The organism is Paraglaciecola aestuariivivens, from assembly GCF_052983255.1.
Window position 1 is genome coordinate 106,322 of the sequence record NZ_JBRKBA010000001.1, and the last position, 16,533, is coordinate 122,854.

At 40.4% G+C, this 16,533-nt stretch carries 15 protein-coding genes; 11 read left to right on the top strand and 4 right to left on the bottom strand.

Annotation, left to right across the window (positions count from 1 at the left end; genetic code table 11):
* Position 1: 1 nt before the first annotated feature.
* The 6 genes from ACVCDT_RS00575 (at position 2) to ACVCDT_RS00600 (ending at position 5,919) form a co-directional block, all read left to right on the top strand.
* Positions 2–889, top strand: a complete 888-nt coding sequence (locus ACVCDT_RS00575; protein WP_447130795.1) for a mechanosensitive ion channel family protein — start codon at positions 2–4, stop codon at positions 887–889.
* A gap of 109 nt (positions 890–998) precedes the next feature.
* Complete coding sequence (locus ACVCDT_RS00580; protein ID WP_447130796.1) at positions 999–1,526, top strand: hypothetical protein; 528 nt, start codon at positions 999–1,001, stop codon at positions 1,524–1,526.
* A 74-nt stretch (positions 1,527–1,600) separates the two neighbouring features.
* Positions 1,601–2,317: a methylamine utilization protein gene (locus tag ACVCDT_RS00585; protein ID WP_447130797.1), complete on the top strand. Its 717-nt coding sequence runs from the start codon at positions 1,601–1,603 to the stop codon at positions 2,315–2,317.
* Complete coding sequence (locus ACVCDT_RS00590) at positions 2,318–4,639, top strand: EAL domain-containing protein (protein ID WP_447130798.1); 2,322 nt, start codon at positions 2,318–2,320, stop codon at positions 4,637–4,639.
* A 13-nt stretch (positions 4,640–4,652) separates the two neighbouring features.
* A complete protein-coding gene (locus ACVCDT_RS00595; RefSeq protein ID WP_447130799.1) occupies positions 4,653–5,498 on the top strand; it encodes a DUF3034 family protein in 846 nt (281 codons plus the stop codon).
* 4 nt (positions 5,499–5,502) lie between these two features.
* Positions 5,503–5,919, top strand: coding sequence for a group I truncated hemoglobin (locus ACVCDT_RS00600; protein ID WP_447130800.1), 417 nt, complete (start codon positions 5,503–5,505; stop codon positions 5,917–5,919).
* Between the two features lie 12 nt (positions 5,920–5,931).
* Here ACVCDT_RS00600 and ACVCDT_RS00605 read toward each other — a convergent pair whose 3' ends face one another.
* The gene (locus ACVCDT_RS00605) at positions 5,932–6,921 is read right to left on the bottom strand and encodes a phospholipase A (RefSeq protein WP_447130801.1); all 990 of its coding nucleotides are present in this window, start codon (positions 6,919–6,921) and stop codon (positions 5,932–5,934) included.
* Positions 6,922–7,014: 93 nt separating this feature from the next.
* On the opposite strand from ACVCDT_RS00605, the gene ACVCDT_RS00610 reads away from it, so the two are divergent.
* Both ACVCDT_RS00610 and ACVCDT_RS00615 read left to right on the top strand, forming a co-directional pair.
* Positions 7,015–7,539, top strand: coding sequence for a YgjP-like metallopeptidase domain-containing protein (locus ACVCDT_RS00610; protein WP_447130802.1), 525 nt, complete (start codon positions 7,015–7,017; stop codon positions 7,537–7,539).
* 23 nt (positions 7,540–7,562) lie between these two features.
* Entirely contained in the window at positions 7,563–7,919 is a 357-nt protein-coding gene (locus ACVCDT_RS00615; RefSeq protein ID WP_447130803.1) for a YacL family protein, read from the top strand.
* 15 nt (positions 7,920–7,934) lie between these two features.
* Here ACVCDT_RS00615 and ACVCDT_RS00620 read toward each other — a convergent pair whose 3' ends face one another.
* The 3 genes from ACVCDT_RS00620 to ACVCDT_RS00630 all read right to left on the bottom strand — a co-directional run bounded on the left by ACVCDT_RS00620 (position 7,935) and on the right by ACVCDT_RS00630 (position 11,724).
* Positions 7,935–8,441: a hypothetical protein gene (locus ACVCDT_RS00620; RefSeq protein WP_447130804.1), complete on the bottom strand. Its 507-nt coding sequence runs from the start codon at positions 8,439–8,441 to the stop codon at positions 7,935–7,937.
* A 206-nt stretch (positions 8,442–8,647) separates the two neighbouring features.
* On the bottom strand, positions 8,648–10,102 hold the full coding sequence (gene gnd / locus ACVCDT_RS00625; RefSeq protein ID WP_447130805.1) for a decarboxylating NADP(+)-dependent phosphogluconate dehydrogenase: 1,455 nt from the start codon (positions 10,100–10,102) through the stop codon (positions 8,648–8,650).
* 224 nt (positions 10,103–10,326) lie between these two features.
* A complete protein-coding gene (locus tag ACVCDT_RS00630; RefSeq protein ID WP_447130806.1) occupies positions 10,327–11,724 on the bottom strand; it encodes a PhoH family protein in 1,398 nt (465 codons plus the stop codon).
* A 305-nt stretch (positions 11,725–12,029) separates the two neighbouring features.
* Here ACVCDT_RS00630 and rapA point away from each other — a divergent pair, with 305 nt between their 5' ends.
* From rapA to ACVCDT_RS00645, 3 genes are all read left to right on the top strand, one after another.
* Positions 12,030–14,864, top strand: coding sequence for an RNA polymerase-associated protein RapA (gene rapA / locus ACVCDT_RS00635; RefSeq protein WP_447130807.1), 2,835 nt, complete (start codon positions 12,030–12,032; stop codon positions 14,862–14,864).
* Between the two features lie 3 nt (positions 14,865–14,867).
* Positions 14,868–15,524, top strand: coding sequence for an RluA family pseudouridine synthase (locus ACVCDT_RS00640; RefSeq protein WP_447130808.1), 657 nt, complete (start codon positions 14,868–14,870; stop codon positions 15,522–15,524).
* A gap of 127 nt (positions 15,525–15,651) precedes the next feature.
* Positions 15,652–16,533, top strand: a complete 882-nt coding sequence (locus ACVCDT_RS00645) for a DUF3530 family protein (protein WP_447130809.1) — start codon at positions 15,652–15,654, stop codon at positions 16,531–16,533.

Here is a 16,533-nt window from a genome sequence, read left to right on the forward strand (position 1 = left end):
CATGCAAAAATTTGTCGACTTTCTTAATATTCCGGTATTTACCCTAGCGGAACAAACTTACACTTTAGGCAAAGTCATAGCCGTGCCTATTGCTCTTATTGTTGCCTCTCTGTTAATCAAGTGGTTAGCCAAATTGGTGTTTAACAAACTAATCAATAGCGGGGTAAATGCTGATGTAGTGCATTTAGTCAAACGGGTATTTTACGTTTTGGCTATCGTTATTCTTACCGTCACCTTACTCGACTTTCTTAATGTTCCTATCACTGCCTTTGCATTTTTATCTGGTGCCGTAGCCATTGGATTTGGTTTTGGTGCCCAAAATATTATCAATAACTTTATTAGCGGCTGGATCCTTATGTGGGAGCGCCCCATAAAAATTGGAGATTTTTTAGAAGTAGAAGATGCCAGAGGACGGGTTGAATCAATCAATACTCGCTCCACCCGAATTAGGCGAGTAGATGGGGTTCACATGTTAATACCTAACAGTAAATTATTAGAAAATACCGTCATTAATTGGACCTTAATTGATAGCTTAACTCGTACCTCTGTAAAAGTTGGAGTTGCCTACGGTTCGCCATGTAAAAAAGTACAAAGCTTGTTGATGCAAGCCGTTGAAGAACAAAAAGACGTGTTAGACAACCCTGCGCCTGTAGTAATTTTTGATGATTTTGCCGACAACGCATTATTATTCGAAGCTTATTTTTGGACTAATGCCACAGTAGAACGCGACTTAAGAGTGGTAAGAAGCAACATTCGTTTTAGAATCGATGAGTTATTTGCCGAACATAATGTGGTGATTGCCTTTCCACAACGGGACATTCATGTGGATGGTCAATTGCAGTTGGTTAGGGCTAAAGACCCAGGTGCAAATTCTCAAGAGATGGAATGAGCTAAGCACTAGCATTGCATGTGAGCGCAACTATAAGCGCGTCATTGAGTAGTATTATTTGCAATTTATTGACAGCTTAGGTTTAAAGCTAGGCTAGGGAGTAATAAAAATGAACCTTAAATTGATCCTGCTAGGTGCTTTTTTGGCATTTCCTATGCCTCATGGCCTAGCTCAAGTCGACAAAGTAATCGAAATTGTTAAAGCTAAAAGCATCAACAAAACCTTAGCTAAACAGTTTCCTCAGGAAAAGTCTTTTCAAGGATACAGTGCAACATTTTCCGAACCCAAAATATTAATAGATGTGCTAGATCAATCTATTAAGCTGGCCCTAACAGCCAGTTCAACCGATCAACAACAAAGTTTGGTTGTAAATTTGATTTTTACTGGTGATATGCGTTTTTACGGATTTTCTGAATCCTATTTATTTGAAAATTTAAAACTTGATAGCTTTAAAATTGCAGAAGATTCCTATTCCGACTCCAGTCAAATTATTAAAGCCATTAAACAAAGCTTAATTAATGATTTTAGAGAGTTAGTGCTGTTTGATTTAGGCCCTGTTACCCAACTTGAACGTGCCCGAGCTGCTGATCAAATTGAAATCTCTAAACAACAATTACTTTTAATTTGGCATAAGTAGCAGAGTAAGGTTTTATCAATCAAAAATTATGCTAAGTTTAGCGATAAGGTCAATTAAACAGGCTTTTTTAAAGTATGTACAATTTAGCTAACAAGTTAAAAAACAACATAAATTTTGTCATTCATTGGGCAAATCAAAGTCTCTCGGCCGCACTTAACATATTATGTTTAAGTACTGCTTTAAGTCTGCTTTACAGCACCAGTTTACGAGCTGAAACTGTACAAATAGTCGACCAAAATGGCCAACCAATAGAAAATGTAGTCATTAGCTTTAAACAAGATGCACCAGCCTCAGCTTCTTCAGAAACAGCCACTATGGATCAAGTGAATATTCAGTTTTTGCCCCAAGTGTTGGTTATTCAAAAAAATCAAATGGTCAAATTTCCAAATAGCGACAACACTCGTCACCATATTTATAGTTTTTCAAAAGCCAAACCCTTTGAAATAAAAATGTTTAGAGGGGGAGAGTCTAAGCAACTGGCCTTTGAGCAGCCCGGCATAGTGGTGTTAGGTTGTAACATTCACGACCAAATGGTGGGTTACATTTATGTTGCCGAAAATAGCAACACAGCTATGACAGATGCTCAAGGTTTAGCTGAAGTACCTAGCGGGTTAGCTATCCAGCTTTGGCACCCTAAATTATCATCAGATAAAGTGACTCGAGTAGATGCGCTACTACCCCAAGATATGCCTAATCAGCCTTACAAAATTGAATTGGCCTTATTGCCAGAGGTTAAACAGCCAGTTAACAACACTTTTAAGTCAAAAAAATTCAGCCGAGGATTTAACTAATTGTCTAAACCTACCCTTAATCAAAGTATTTTTCGATTAGTTGTTGGCTTAGTCGTTTTAACTGCCATTGCCATTTTTGCCAATGTTTGGGTAGCCACAGACGAACAAACCCGCGAGCGACTAAATCGCGATTTAGTGGTTGCAGAAAACGTACTGAGACGAGTATTACAAGGCCGAGATGACTTATTGTATAACTCTGCTTATGTGCTTACTGCTGACTTTGGTTTTAAACAAGCGGTTGCATCAAAAGACCAAAGTACAATTAGTAGTGCCTTATCGAATCATGGACAAAGAATAGAAGCCGACCTTATGGCTTTAGTTTCGTTAGAAGGTAACACTATCACTAGCGTTCCGGCAGCTTTAGAAGTGGGGCAAGCCTTTCCCTATCCACAGGCCATGCAAAGCATTTTACAAAATGGCGGCTATTCTTCGCTGATGTTACTTAATCAACAGCTTTATCAGGTGATTATGTTAACTGTTGATGCTCCAACCCCTATTGCTATAGCCTTAGTAGGTTTTAAACTGGGCAACCCAACTTTAGAGCAACTTAAAGAAATCACCCAGCTAGAAACCACACTTCAGGTTTACCACGATCAGCAAGCCCTATTTACCATTAGTACATTGCCCAAAGAGCAGGTCAATCAAGCCTTAAATAATGTGACCTCATTGCCGTCTTGGTTATCTATTACAGTAACCAAAGACATCCCTTTTGTTTCGCAACAATTTGTACTTAGCGACAGCTTAGATCACCAAACTATTATTACTCTATCCGAAAACGCCGAGTTGCTGTTCGCCGACTTTACTTCTTTGCAATTTAATATAGTGGCCATTGGAGTGATAGTGATTATTTTGGCCACCTTTTTAGCCGCATTGTTCTCGGGGAAAATATCTAGACCCCTAGGTAAGTTAGCCTATATTACCGAGCGTATTGCAGTGGGTAACTACAGTAAAGAAATGTCGGTACCCACTAATACTAAAGAAGTCAGTGTATTATTTGAAGCCTTTGATACCATGCAGAATAATATTCAGGCTCGCGAAGCAGAAATCATCTACCAAGCTCGCCACGACATTCTTACTTCATTATTCAATAGGCAACATGTAAAAAGCATTCTTGAGAAAAAAATTGCCAACCAAGAGTCATTTTTAGCCATTGGTATTAATATTTTTGGCTTTAGAGGCATCAATGACATTTTTGGCTATCACAATGGTGATTTATGCCTACAAGAATTATCTAAAAGGTTAACTAAATTTGAAGGAATAGCGGCACGACTAACAGGTGGCGAGTTATTATGGATTCCGCTAGCCCCCCCTTCTGAAGAAAGCATTAAAATTATTAAGTCAGCCTTAGAAACCCCTATTGATACAGGAAACGTCAGTATCAACTTAAAAGTCGCTTTTGGCCTAATTCGTTGCCCAGAAGACGCGCAAAATGCTGAAGAGTTATTTAAACGTTTAAATATAGTGCTAGACGAAGCACAAATCACACGTCAATTTATTCTGCCTTATAGCAGCGAGTTAGAAGCCCGCTACTCAAAACGCTTAGCCATAATCACCGAGCTAAAAAACACTCTAAGCAATGCGAGTCATGAACTGAGCCTAAATTACCAACCTAAATTAGATTTACAAAAAGGCCAAGTCACCCATGTTGAAGCATTAATTAGGTGGACCAATGCCAAACTTGGGTTTGTATCACCAGAAGACTTTATTGCTATAGCCGAACAAGCCGGTTTTATTGAAAAAATCACTCATTGGGTAGTGAATCAAGCGATTAACGATGCAGCTAAATTTAAAGCCGCTGGCATAGAGGTCAATATAGCCATAAATTTATCAGCAAAAGATATTATGAACCCCTCTTTGTTACCTCTTATTTTGGGTTTACAAACTAAACAAGGTTTAGCAACTAACAGTTTATCCTTTGAAATTACCGAAGGTGATCTGGTTAGAGATCACAACAAAGCCATCACTCATCTGCAAGCCTATCAAGACGCAGGCTTTGAAATAGCCATTGATGACTTTGGTACAGGTTACTCGTCAATGGCCTATTTACAAAATCTGCCCATCAACACCCTTAAAGTCGATAAGAGCTTTGTGCTCAAACTCAATGAACAACAAGGTGATCAAAAGATTGTTAAAACCGTAATTCATTTAGCCCATAGTTTTGCTATGAATGTAGTGGCTGAAGGCGTTGAAAACCGAGAGTCTTTGCAGCTATTAGCCGATTGGGGCTGTGAACTAGCCCAAGGCTACTATATTTGCAAACCTGCACCAGCAGATACATTAATTGAATGGTTTAAAGACAGTCAAACCACCAGCTGGCTATAAGTGAGGAGATAAAATGAGCAAATTCGCTAAGCAACTGGCCTGCATTTTACTTAGCATAAGCACACTAAATGTTTGGGCCGGTGAAGGCAAATTAATTGGTACGGCGGGGTTAAATCAAGTAGAAGGCAGTGGCGGTGGCGGCATAGTACCTTGGGCCACCTTAGCCGGATACGATAGCCGCGAAGAAATATCTGTTAATGCCTTTACCACACAAGTTAATCTTGATGATTATCGGCTAAATGTCATTGGGGTTAGCGCTTCATTTTACGATCGCCTCGAACTAAGTGTGGCCGAGCATAGATTCGATTTAAAAACCTTAGGTGGAGATATAAAACAAACCGTTTACGGAGCAAAGTATCGCTTATATGGCGATGTGGTGTATTCAACCTGGCCACAAATTAGCCTAGGTGTACAACATAAAAAGCTTGACGATGGCAGCATTGCCGGAGCAGTAGGAGCAGCGAATAGCTCTAGTGGTACCGACATCTATTTAGCTGCCACTAAGGTGCATTTAGGTGCCATTGGTGGATTTAATGCTGTATGGAACCTCACGGCTCGCGCAACCAAAGCCAACCAATTGGGCCTGTTAGGGTTTGGCGGGGCCAATAACGATAGCTATGAAATTATGGCAGAAGCCTCAGCTGGCATACTCTTTAGCCGTCACTTTGCTATGGGGGTGGAATACCGCCAAAAGCCAGATAACTTAGGACTAGGTGAAGAAGATTGGTTTGATTTTTTTGCTACCTATATTCCCAGCAAAAGACTTAGCTTTACTTTAGCTTGGGCCAACCTGGGTAGTATTGCAGGAGCAAAAGATCAACAAGGCTTATATCTTTCTCTAAACGGACAATTGTGGTGAGCAAATGAAAAACATTCTAGTTATTTTAATTTTTGGTTTGTGCCTTAGCGCTTGTGCCAATACTCAACTAAGTACCTATCAACAGTTAGGCGGTGAGCCCAAAGTGGCTGAAATTGTGGATAATTTCATTACTGAAATTGAATATGATCCAATTATGTTTGAGTTTTTTAAAGACTCAAATATTAATCGATTTAGAGAAAAGCTCATTGAACACTTGTGTCACTTAACGGGCGGACCTTGTGAATACACGGGTGATAGCATGGAACAAGTGCATGCTGGTATGGATATTAGCGAGTCGGTATTTAACCATGGGGTAGATTTATTTATTAAGGCTATGGATAAAGCTGAGGTTCCCCATCAGGTGCAAAATCAAGTGTTAGCCACCATGATCCATACCAGAGAACAAATGTTATACAAATAAAAACTCAGGAAATTACAACCAGTTTGTTAGCTTTATACCAATTCCTAAACGCTGACTATGCTGGTTGTAATAAATCAGGCTTTCTCCGTATCCGTTAAAATATTCAATGTAACCTTGAATACGCTTATTAAGCGGAAAGGTCCATCCTAGTTGAATTGCGCCTTTATTGTCACTACGAAAATTGTTTCTAAGCATAAACTCAAGGGTTTGTTTATCACCTAAATTCCACAAGCCCCCTATCTCACCGTATCCCATGTACTTTTCTATATCAGGATTGTCATCGCCTTTAGGATCTAAGGGGTTGAGCTTTTGCTGCTCTGGCAGTCGATACCAAGTACGAAAACCCCATAAAATATTATCTGTAGGAGCAAAGGCAAAACCTAAAATTAGGCGATTCCAACTGCGCGAGAGCTCTCCAGTTTGACCATTAGATTGATGATTAAAAGACAAAGAGGTTTGCTCAACAGGTAAACCAAATAACGACCAAGAATGGTGATAATTTAAAATTACTTCTGGCTCGTAATTAGACTCACGAAAAGGCGCAGAGATGTCACCATTATAGGCCTGCCACCAGCTTGTTGCAGTAAAAGCAAACTGTAAATCTAAATCGTTAAAAATCAGATCTTGCATGGCTAAATACTTTAGCGATACCTGAAATTTCACTTCAATATTATCTAATTCAGAATCTAACGGCAGGGCCGAATAAGGCTCTCTGTTAGCCTTGGCTAAACTGATCGGCAGCACAAAGTTTGGTTTATGCGGTAAAATAGCAAAGCGATTTTTCGAGGCTTGTTTTTCTAACGCCACCCTTTGTTTGAATAAAGTGGGATTATCTGGTTTACACGCAAGTTTAAGTTGAGCAACGGTTTGCTCGGGTTGGGCTTGCTTAATTGCATCCAGTAAGCAGGCATCTTGGTTTACCGTATTTTGCTCAAGCTGCTCATCGGCCATAACCCATAAAGGGCTTATATAAATCACAGCAATTAACCAGAGTTTATTCATTTTTCCCCAATAGATTTACAAACTAATTAGAATTCACAAGACGGCTAACGCCTTAGGTATTAGAATACAGTTAATTAGTGTATAGGCGCTTGCATGTTACCCAGTTTACCTTATCTTGCTCATTATCCCGAACAAATACAGCAGCAAATTCAGCATTTGATCGCATCCAACCAGCTAGCTGCTTGGCTACAAAGCCGTTATCAAGGGGTGCATAATATTGTGAGTGATGCAGAACTGCGTAATTATGTTTTGCAGATTAAACAAAACTATATGAAAAAATCACAACCTCTTAGCAAAGTTATATTTGATAATAAATTACATATAGCTCACCAAGCTTTGGGATTACATACTTATGTTTCTCGGGTACAAGGCAACAAACTTAAAAATAAAAACGAATTACGCATTAGTACGTTATTTAAAGGTACCCCAGAAGCATTCTTAAACATGATAGTGGTACACGAGCTCGCACATTTAAAAGAAAAGCATCATAACAAAGCCTTTTACCAACTCTGCGAACACATGCTTCCCAATTACCAACAAATTGAGTTTGAAGTGCGGGTCTATTTAACTGCACTAGAATTACCTAATATTCAATTAAACTTTGGCAACCGCCAGTAACTAACGGCTAATAGGATTTCCCCATGGATTATCAGTTTTCTCGCAATCTATTAGGCCAAGCGATAGCCACCTGCGAGCTCGAGTGTGAAGCTTTTGGTGATTGGCTAACCAACGATTTAGGCAGTGATAAAACCCAAATCAAGGCTTTGATAGAGATCATTAATAAGTTACAAAACCAAGAGCTCAATCATTATCAACATGTAGGTAAAGACTATCACTTAGAGTTAGATACTGACGAAGTAGAATTATCACTGAATAATACACAAATTAGTGATCCTAACTTTAACCAAGAAGAGCATCTAGGCTCAGATAACACTACAGGTTGTGGGTTAACCGATCTTTTATACTTATTAAATGCCTGGCTTGATTACCTTAGTTAATATAACAATTCGCAATCAAAGCTCTCGCTCGTGCATCACAATCCAACCATTAATATAAATATTGTTTGGTCGAGCGGCGTTATAGATTACCTTTGACGCTAGCAATTTGGGTAAATCTCTCAACGGAATCTCTATCGTGTCTTTGCGATAAAAGTTTTTTTGCATGGCACGGTCGGATTTTAGATGTTCTCTGGGTGTAGCTTTAGTGGTGTGGGCAATATTTCCTACTTTTACTACCACTGAAGTTTCTGTTACAGCGACTACTCGCATGGGTATGTAGCGATACCTTGCGTCGGAAGAGTCATTTAAGGCGAAGTAATCGACAAAATAAAAGTCGTTGCGTTGAGGTGAATCGATGATCTGCTGGGTGCGATATTTATTGTGTATAGGTGAAAGTATTAGCCACACTAACAAGAGTGCAACCAAACTCCATTCAAAGTTGTCTCCGCTAAATTTAATTCCGCGTTTTATTAAATTAAAACTCGGTAAATGAAAATAGCCTGATTGGTAAAAACTCTCCATAGTCCTGCCTTTTGTCATCTATTTTTTAATCAGTCTATTGCTAATGATTAGCTAAATCAATGAGTTAAGGTTAGAACAAAAAGTCCATTGAAAAAAGCATGGGCTGATGATGCAGGTTAACTAAGTATTACAACACCTTGCTTATAACCATAAAAAAAAAGCCGATAACCTCAGCAGTTATCGGCTTTAAATATGCACTATAAGAATTAAGCGTTATAAGTTGAAGAAGAAGTATTGCCGCCTCTGCCTGTCCAATTGGTATGGAAAAACTCACCTCTTGGTTTATCCGTACGCTCGTAGGTATGGGCACCAAAATAGTCGCGCTGCGCCTGCAATAAATTGGCTGGCAAACGAGCAGTACGATAGCCGTCAAAATAATTTAGCGCTGCAGTTAAACAAGGTACAGGTACACCATTGGTAATTGCACTAACCGCCACTCGGCGCCAGCTTTCTTGGGCAGCTTCTACGGTATTTTTAAAATAATCATCTAACAATAAGTTATTGAGCTCTGGGTTATTATCGAAGGCTTCCTTAATTTTTCCTAAAAAAGCCGAACGTATAATACAACCACCACGCCACATTAACGCAATGCCACCATAATTTAGATTCCAATTAAACTCTTTGGCTGCTTCACGCATTAAGGTATAACCTTGAGCATAAGAAACAATTTTGGCTGCCAATACGGCTTGACGTAAGTCTTCTATAAAGGCGGCTTTATCACCATCAAAACCTTTAACCGGCCCAGATAATACATTTGATGCGGCAACCCTTTCTTCTTTTAACGCAGAAATACAGCGAGCAAACACAGACTCAGCAATTAAAGTAAGCGGCACACCTAAATCAAGGGCCACTACCCCAGTCCATTTACCTGTGCCTTTTTGTCCTGCAGTATCTAGTATATTTTCAACTAGTGGGCTGCCGTCTTCATCTTTAAAGGCCAAGATATCCCGCGTAATTTCAACTAAATAGCTATCCAGTTCAGTGGTGTTCCACTCTTTAAAGACCTGATGCATTTCGTCGGCCGACAAACCCAATACTTCTTTCATAATTTGGTAGGCTTCGCACAACAACTGCATATCGCCGTATTCAATGCCGTTATGCACCATTTTAACAAAGTGACCCGCACCATTTTCACCCACATAATCACAACAAGGCGAACCGTCTTCGACTTTAGCTGAGATGTCTTGAAAGATAGGCTTAACTGCTTGCCATGCTTCGGCTGAGCCACCAGGCATAATAGATGGACCTTTTAACGCACCTTCTTCACCACCAGACACCCCTGCTCCTACAAAATGAATGCCATGCTCAGCGCAGTATTTTTCGCGGCGAATGGTATCGGGGAAATGGGTATTTCCGCCATCAATAATAATGTCACCTTTGTCTAATAAGGGCAGCAGCTGTTCAATAGTGGCATCAACTGGCGCACCCGATTTAACCATGATCATAATCTTGCGTGGACTGGCTAAAGATTGCACTAATTCTTCAATGGAATATGCGCCTCGGATAGATTCTCCTTTAGCACGACCATTAATAAAACTTTCTACTTTATCAGTAGAGCGGTTATAAGCCGTTACCGTATATCCTTTACTGGCCATATTTAAAATCAGGTTTTCACCCATGACTGCCAGACCGATCAAGCCAATATCAGATAAAGTTTTCATAACATTCCAATTTTTATTTGGTTAAAAAAATACTACCTAATTAAAGGTGCGTGCTAGCTGCTTTAGTTAAACAACTAGCTTTAGAGTAAAGTGCAGTTTTTTATAACTTTACATGGCTGGGTATTTTAACGTTAATTGCCTAAGAAAGCAGCGCAAAGTCTCAAGTTTGTTATTAACTTTTGTTAGTCTTCATAACGAACTATTAGTTAGACGACTTTTTAAAGTTATAACTGCTTCTCAGCAAATTCTGCCAAGCGACTGCGCACTACTCCATCTAAATTAAGGGTGGCACTGCCCGAAAAGTTTTTAAATTTTTCCACTAAATAAGTCAGACCAGAAGTCAAAGCACTTAAATAGTTACTGTCGATTTGCGCTAGGTTGCCACTACAAATTAATTTTGTGCCTTCACCACAACGGGTAATAATGGTTTTTAATTGCGAAGCGGTTAAGTTTTGTGATTCATCTAATATCACTATGGCATTTTGAATGCTGCGACCACGCATAAAGTTAACCGACTTAAACTGAATATTGGCTTTTTCCATTATGTAACTCATGCTGCCTTTGACGTTTTCATCGTTTTTATGCAGTACTTCTAAACTATCGGTTATGGCTGCTAACCATGGCGCCATTTTTTCTTCTTCGGTACCAGGTAAAAATCCAATAGATTCGGCAATTTCTGGGGTGCTTCGTGTCACAATAATTTTATCGTACATATTGCGCTCAACTACCATTTCTAGGGCGGCTGCTAAAGCCAGCAAAGTTTTACCACTTCCAGCTGGGCCAGTTAAAATCACCAAATCTATATGCGGGTCGAGCAAGGCATGAAAGGCCATGGCCTGACCAATATTTTTAGGACTAATGCCCCAGGCCCTGCGCCCCATTAAACGTTCATAACCTAAGTCTAAAACCTCTAATTGTTCGTCACTCGCGGTTTCGACTATGCCAGCAAAGTGCTGACTATCGTCTAATAAAAATTCATTTACATAGGCTTCTGGTAAGACTTTACGATCTATCGTATGAATAGTGTCACGCCCCTCTACCCGACTATCCACAGATTTAACTTGATCCCAAAAATTTCCAGAAAATTTATGGTAACCCTTAGTTAAATACTTAATATCTGAAACAAGTTGGTCGGTTCGGTAATCTTCAACATGGGCTAAGCCTGCGCCTTTGGCTTTTAAGCGCATATTTATGTCTTTAGTCACTAATATTACGTGTCTGGGGTGCTGAGATTTTTGTAAAAACAATGCGCTGTTGATAATACGATTATCGTTTTCGTTACTGGTAAACACTTGTTGTGATACCGGCATGCTTTGATCAACAAAAATAGATAAGTGGCCACTTGGGGCAGATTCACCTGCACCTAAACCGAGCATAGACACACCTTGCATTAACTGTTCTGGGGTGGCGTCTCTTAATAGGTCTTCCATCGCTCGAATGGACACACGGGCATCGCGAGCTACATCTTTTTTACTGTCTTTTATATGATCTAATTCTTCGAGCACTGTCATGGGGACAACAACGTCGTTTTCTTTAAAGGATAAAAAGGCGAGAGGTTCGTGAAGCAGTATATTCGTATCTAAAACGTATATTTTTGGACTTGGTGCTTTTCTTCTGGGCATCCGGCGCTCCTATAGGCCACAAGTAATTAACCTGCCAGCTAAATCATGCCTTTGCCCTGTAAACGCCTGAGCTCAAATCATATTTAACTACAGGTCTACTTAGGTTAATCAATCAAAAAAATTGCTAACCTTAGACACAACAATAAAACACTTTCTTATGACAATCATCTACTTTTAAACAGTACTGAGTAAAAATTTTGCTACAATGCGCGCCGCATTTTAGCCAAGGGCGTAAAGTATGCGGCTTACCCCCTGAATCTTTGGGCTATTATTCATAACACTTATCTCGCAGGCGGAGAAAAATCATGGCAAAACAACAATTCTTTGCACTTGGGCAACGATGGCTAAGCGACACAGAATCTGACTTAGGGTTAGGCACAATAGTGTTAATCGAGTCTCGAACTGTAACAGTGCTTTTTCCAGCAACAGGCGAAAGTCGCGTCTATGCTAGCCAAACGGCCCCCTTAACCCGCATTGAATTTGCCGTGGGAGATACAGTAAAAAGCCATGAGGGCTGGGAGCTAGAGGTTGAGCAGGTACAAGAAAAAGACAATCAACTGATTTATCTTGGTTCACGCTTAGATAACGGCCAAGCAGTCAGTTTAAAAGAAACCTTTGTTGACCATCATTTTCAACTAAATCAACCAGAAAAACGTTTATTAAACGGTCAATTTGATCACCCCAAATGGTTTGATTTACGTGAGCAATGCTTAGTCCATCAATTTGCACATAATACCTCGCCTCTTTTAGGCTTTGTTGGCGCCAGAGTAGATTTAATTCCGCACCAATTACACATTGCTTCTCAGGTTGGCAGGCGTTATGCACCGCGCGTATTGCTTGCCGATGAAGTGGGGTTAGGCAAAACCATAGAAGCTGCCTTAATCATTCACCAACAACTGCTCACAGGTAGGGCGCAACGGGTACTGATAGTCGTGCCCTCTAGTTTAGTGCATCAGTGGTTAGTGGAAATGTTACGCCGGGTTAATTTAGCTTTTTCGGTTTTTGATGAAGAACGTTGCGAAGCTATGTCAGAAGATGCCAGTAACCCATTTGAAGCTGAGCAATTAATTATCTGTAGCTTAGATTTTTTAACCCACAACAGTCGTTATTATCAACAAGCACTTGAGGCGAGTTGGGATCTTATGGTGGTAGATGAAGCCCATCATTTAATTTGGTCCCAAGGTCAACCATCTCAAGAATATCAAGTGATTGAGTCTCTTGCTGATGTGACTAAAGGGGTGCTGTTACTTACCGCTACTCCCGACCAGCTAGGCCATGAGAGTCACTTTGCCCGTTTGCGCCTGTTAGATCCGGCGCGTTTTCATGATTACCATAGCTTTGTAGAAGAAGAAAAACGTTACAGTCAATTGGCCCAAGCCATTCACCCCTTATTAAGTGGCGAAGACTTAAGCCAAGAAGACATCCAAGCCATAGCAGAATTTGCCCAGTCAGATGAGTTAACTCAAATTAACCAAGCCAGTCAAGAAAGCAAAACTAAGCTATTGCATAGCCTTTTAGATCAGCATGGCACTGGGCGTTTATTGTTTAGAAATAGTCGTGCCGGTGTCAGCGGTTTTCCTACTCGAAAATTATTTAGTTATCCGCTAATTCAGCCACTTGAATACACTCTGTTACTTTCTGAAGACCCTAGTAATTTACAATTGCAATTAACCCCAGAGCGTCATCCAGATGTGGTTAATACCTGGGTCAATATCGACCCTAGAGTGGATTGGTTTATTGAGCAATTAAAAGCTCTGAAAGGTGAAAAAGTACTTACTATTTGTGCCAATGCTGGCACAGCACTACAGCTTTCTGAGGCCCTAAGGGTTAAAGCGGGTACCCGTTCCACTGTATTTCACGAAGGCATGAGCATAGTCGACCGAGATAGAGCCGCCAATTATTTTGCCCAAACAGAAGACGGCGCCCAAGTATTAATTTGTAGTGAAATTGGCAGCGAAGGTAGAAACTTTCAATTTGCTCATCACCTTATTTTGTTCGATTTACCTTTAGTGCCTGATTTGCTTGAACAACGCATTGGACGTTTAGATCGCATAGGGCAAAAACACGATGTTTGCATTCATGTTCCATATTTTGACATGAGTGCGCAACAAGTCTTGTTAGACTGGTACCACCTTGGATTAGGGGCATTTGAACACACTTGCCCAACAGGTATGACGGTATACGAAGAAACCATGGAAACCTTGCATGCTTGCATTCAAGATCCTGAAGATATTGAGTTTTGTGAACGCCTGATCAATCAAACAGCCAGTTTGCACAAAAGTCTAAAACAAAAATTAGAGCAAGGGCGCGATAAACTGCTGGAGTTAAATTCTTCTGGTCAAGGTCGTATAGATGGGTTTTTAGCACAAATGTTAGAAGCCGAACAATCACCAACCCTAGAATTATTTATGACTCGTCTTTTTGATGCCATAGGGGTATTACAAGAAGATAATGGTGAAAGTAGCTATCTGCTGCGTCCTACCGAAACTATGATCAGCCCCTTACCTGGTTTAGATGAAGAAGGTATGACAGTTACCTACGAGCGCGAAACTGCCACATTATTAGAACATGTAACCTTTTTAAGTTGGGATCACCCTATGATCCAACATGCCATGGACATGTTAACCACAGATATGGTGGGTAAAAGCTCTATTGCCTTTTGTAATGACAAAACCCAAGCGGCCGGTGCCTATTTATTAGAATGTTTATTTGTGCTGTCTGCAAAAGCAGAAAAACAACTGCAACTTGCACGCTTTTTACCCCCTACACCAGTGAAAGTCTGTCTTGACGCAAAAGCGCAGCTAACAGATAAACACTTTATTCAGTTAGATACAGTACGCCCTAAAATGGGCAATCAATTAATTAACGCGTTAAAAACACAATTAGTTAATTGTTTAACCCAAGCGCAAGAGCACGCAGAACGTTTGGCCCAAGAGGTTAAAGCCCAGCGCAAAGAGCAAATGCATAGCCTATTGGGTGACGAGCACAGCCGTTTAGTTAACTTACAAAAAGCTAACCCTGCTATTCGCGATGAAGAAATCACCCATATAGCCGAGCAAATTGAACAATTAGATCAGGTTATGGACGGGGCTAAATTAAGCCTAGAAGCAGTGCGTTTAATAGTGAATAACCCTAAATAAATTATGGCCATTTTAAATTATCAACCGCCCACCAATCCTTACTTAGAAATTGTCTATCAAGACGAAGATTTAGTGGTGTTAAATAAACCTAGTGGCTTATTAAGTGTGCCAGGCAAAGCCAAACAACATGCAGATTCGTTACAATCTCGAGTACAACGCGTATTTCCCAGCGCAACTGTAGTTCACAGATTAGATATGGCCACCTCAGGTTTAATGGTGATGGCCTTAAATAAAGCCGCGCATAGGCATATCTCTAAACAATTTGAATTACGCCAAACCAGTAAAACTTATCAGGCCATTGTCTATGGGTTAGTAGAACAATCAACAGGCCAAGTAGATCTGCCACTAATTTGTGACTGGCCTAACAGACCCAAACAAATGGTCGATCACCAGCGCGGTAAAAAAGCCTTAACTAAATGGCAAGTGCTGGCCAAATATACCAATAGCACTAGGGTAGAATTAAGTCCGGTTACTGGGCGTTCCCATCAGCTTAGGGTACATATGTTAAGTATTAACCATCCTATAATTGGCGATCGGCTGTATGCGCACTCCGAAGCTTTGGGCATGGCTAATAGACTGAATTTACATGCGCAAAGCTTAGGCTTTGCTCACCCAACAACAGAACAGCCAATGCAATTTACTGCAACTGTGCCTTTTTAGCTCTAAGGCGAGTCATATATAAGTATTGGGTTAAAGATCGACTTAGCTAGTACCGATAACAACTTATTCTTGTAAGCTTTATTAGGTGTAAACCATTAAGATTTTGTTCTGTACCTGCCTAGCCCTCTTGTTCACTAAAGCCTCTTTAGCGGCACCTGCTCGCCAAGTACTTGAGCAAATCGACTTACAACGTGAATTTTTCACTGAACAATATCAAAGCTTCGACATAGCAAATCAGAGCTATCTGTATTTACTAAGTGAAAATACTAACGCCATAACCCGAGGTGTAGCAGTATTGGTTCCCGACTCAGGGCAATCTGTGGCGGCACAGCATGGCTTACTGCCTTTAGCTAAAGAATTAAATAAACTTGGCTGGGTCACTTTAGTGATTCCAGCGCCTGATAGTGCCTTTACCCCGCTTATAGCCGAATCAGAGACTACAGCAGAGCAAGACAACCTCGAACCATCAAGCACAAATTCCGAAACTCAAGAAGCTGACAATCCAACTGATAGTCCAGCAGCAATGCGTCAAGATGACGATTTGAATCAAACCTTTGTAAGTAGTATCGATGATCAAAGTTTTATTCTGCATGAACAACTGATGATGGCATTATTACAAGCGGCAAAGCAAAAATCCGCCGCTTACCCGGGATTTTTTCTGGTTATAAGTCAAGGCACTAGCGCCGCATGGCTAACAAAACTATACGCGCAAGATGCTCTGGAGCCACCCGATGCCTTTGTAGCTATTAGCCCTTTTTGGCCAGACCGAAGGTTTAATCCAAAACTTGCCCAATGGTTAGCCACCACCCCTATGCCAGTGCTAGATTTATACAGCCAATGGGACAATGAGTGGTCGAAAACCACAATTGAGCAACGCGCAGTAGCGGCAGTGCGAGCATTAAAATTGCACTATCGTCAAAGGCAAATACTAGGGGTAGAGTTATCTCGTCAAAATAGTCAGTATTTAAGCAAAGAAATTTATGGCTGGTTAAGTTTTATGGGTTGGTAA

Bases quoted from the DNA above. Each gene is read 5' to 3' on its own strand.
- ACVCDT_RS00575 (WP_447130795.1), top strand. From the start codon at position 2: ATGCAAAAATTTGTCGACTTTCTTAATATTCCGGTATTTACCCTAGCG.
- ACVCDT_RS00580 (WP_447130796.1), top strand. From the start codon at position 999: ATGAACCTTAAATTGATCCTGCTAGGTGCTTTTTTGGCATTTCCTATG.
- ACVCDT_RS00585 (WP_447130797.1), top strand. From the start codon at position 1,601: ATGTACAATTTAGCTAACAAGTTAAAAAACAACATAAATTTTGTCATT.
- ACVCDT_RS00595 (WP_447130799.1), top strand. From the start codon at position 4,653: ATGAGCAAATTCGCTAAGCAACTGGCCTGCATTTTACTTAGCATAAGC.
- ACVCDT_RS00600 (WP_447130800.1), top strand. From the start codon at position 5,503: ATGAAAAACATTCTAGTTATTTTAATTTTTGGTTTGTGCCTTAGCGCT.
- ACVCDT_RS00605 (WP_447130801.1), bottom strand. From the start codon at position 6,921: ATGAATAAACTCTGGTTAATTGCTGTGATTTATATAAGCCCTTTATGG.
- ACVCDT_RS00610 (WP_447130802.1), top strand. From the start codon at position 7,015: ATGTTACCCAGTTTACCTTATCTTGCTCATTATCCCGAACAAATACAG.
- ACVCDT_RS00615 (WP_447130803.1), top strand. From the start codon at position 7,563: ATGGATTATCAGTTTTCTCGCAATCTATTAGGCCAAGCGATAGCCACC.
- ACVCDT_RS00620 (WP_447130804.1), bottom strand. From the start codon at position 8,441: ATGGAGAGTTTTTACCAATCAGGCTATTTTCATTTACCGAGTTTTAAT.
- gnd (WP_447130805.1), bottom strand. From the start codon at position 10,102: ATGAAAACTTTATCTGATATTGGCTTGATCGGTCTGGCAGTCATGGGT.
- ACVCDT_RS00630 (WP_447130806.1), bottom strand. From the start codon at position 11,724: ATGCCCAGAAGAAAAGCACCAAGTCCAAAAATATACGTTTTAGATACG.
- rapA (WP_447130807.1), top strand. From the start codon at position 12,030: ATGGCAAAACAACAATTCTTTGCACTTGGGCAACGATGGCTAAGCGAC.
- ACVCDT_RS00640 (WP_447130808.1), top strand. From the start codon at position 14,868: ATGGCCATTTTAAATTATCAACCGCCCACCAATCCTTACTTAGAAATT.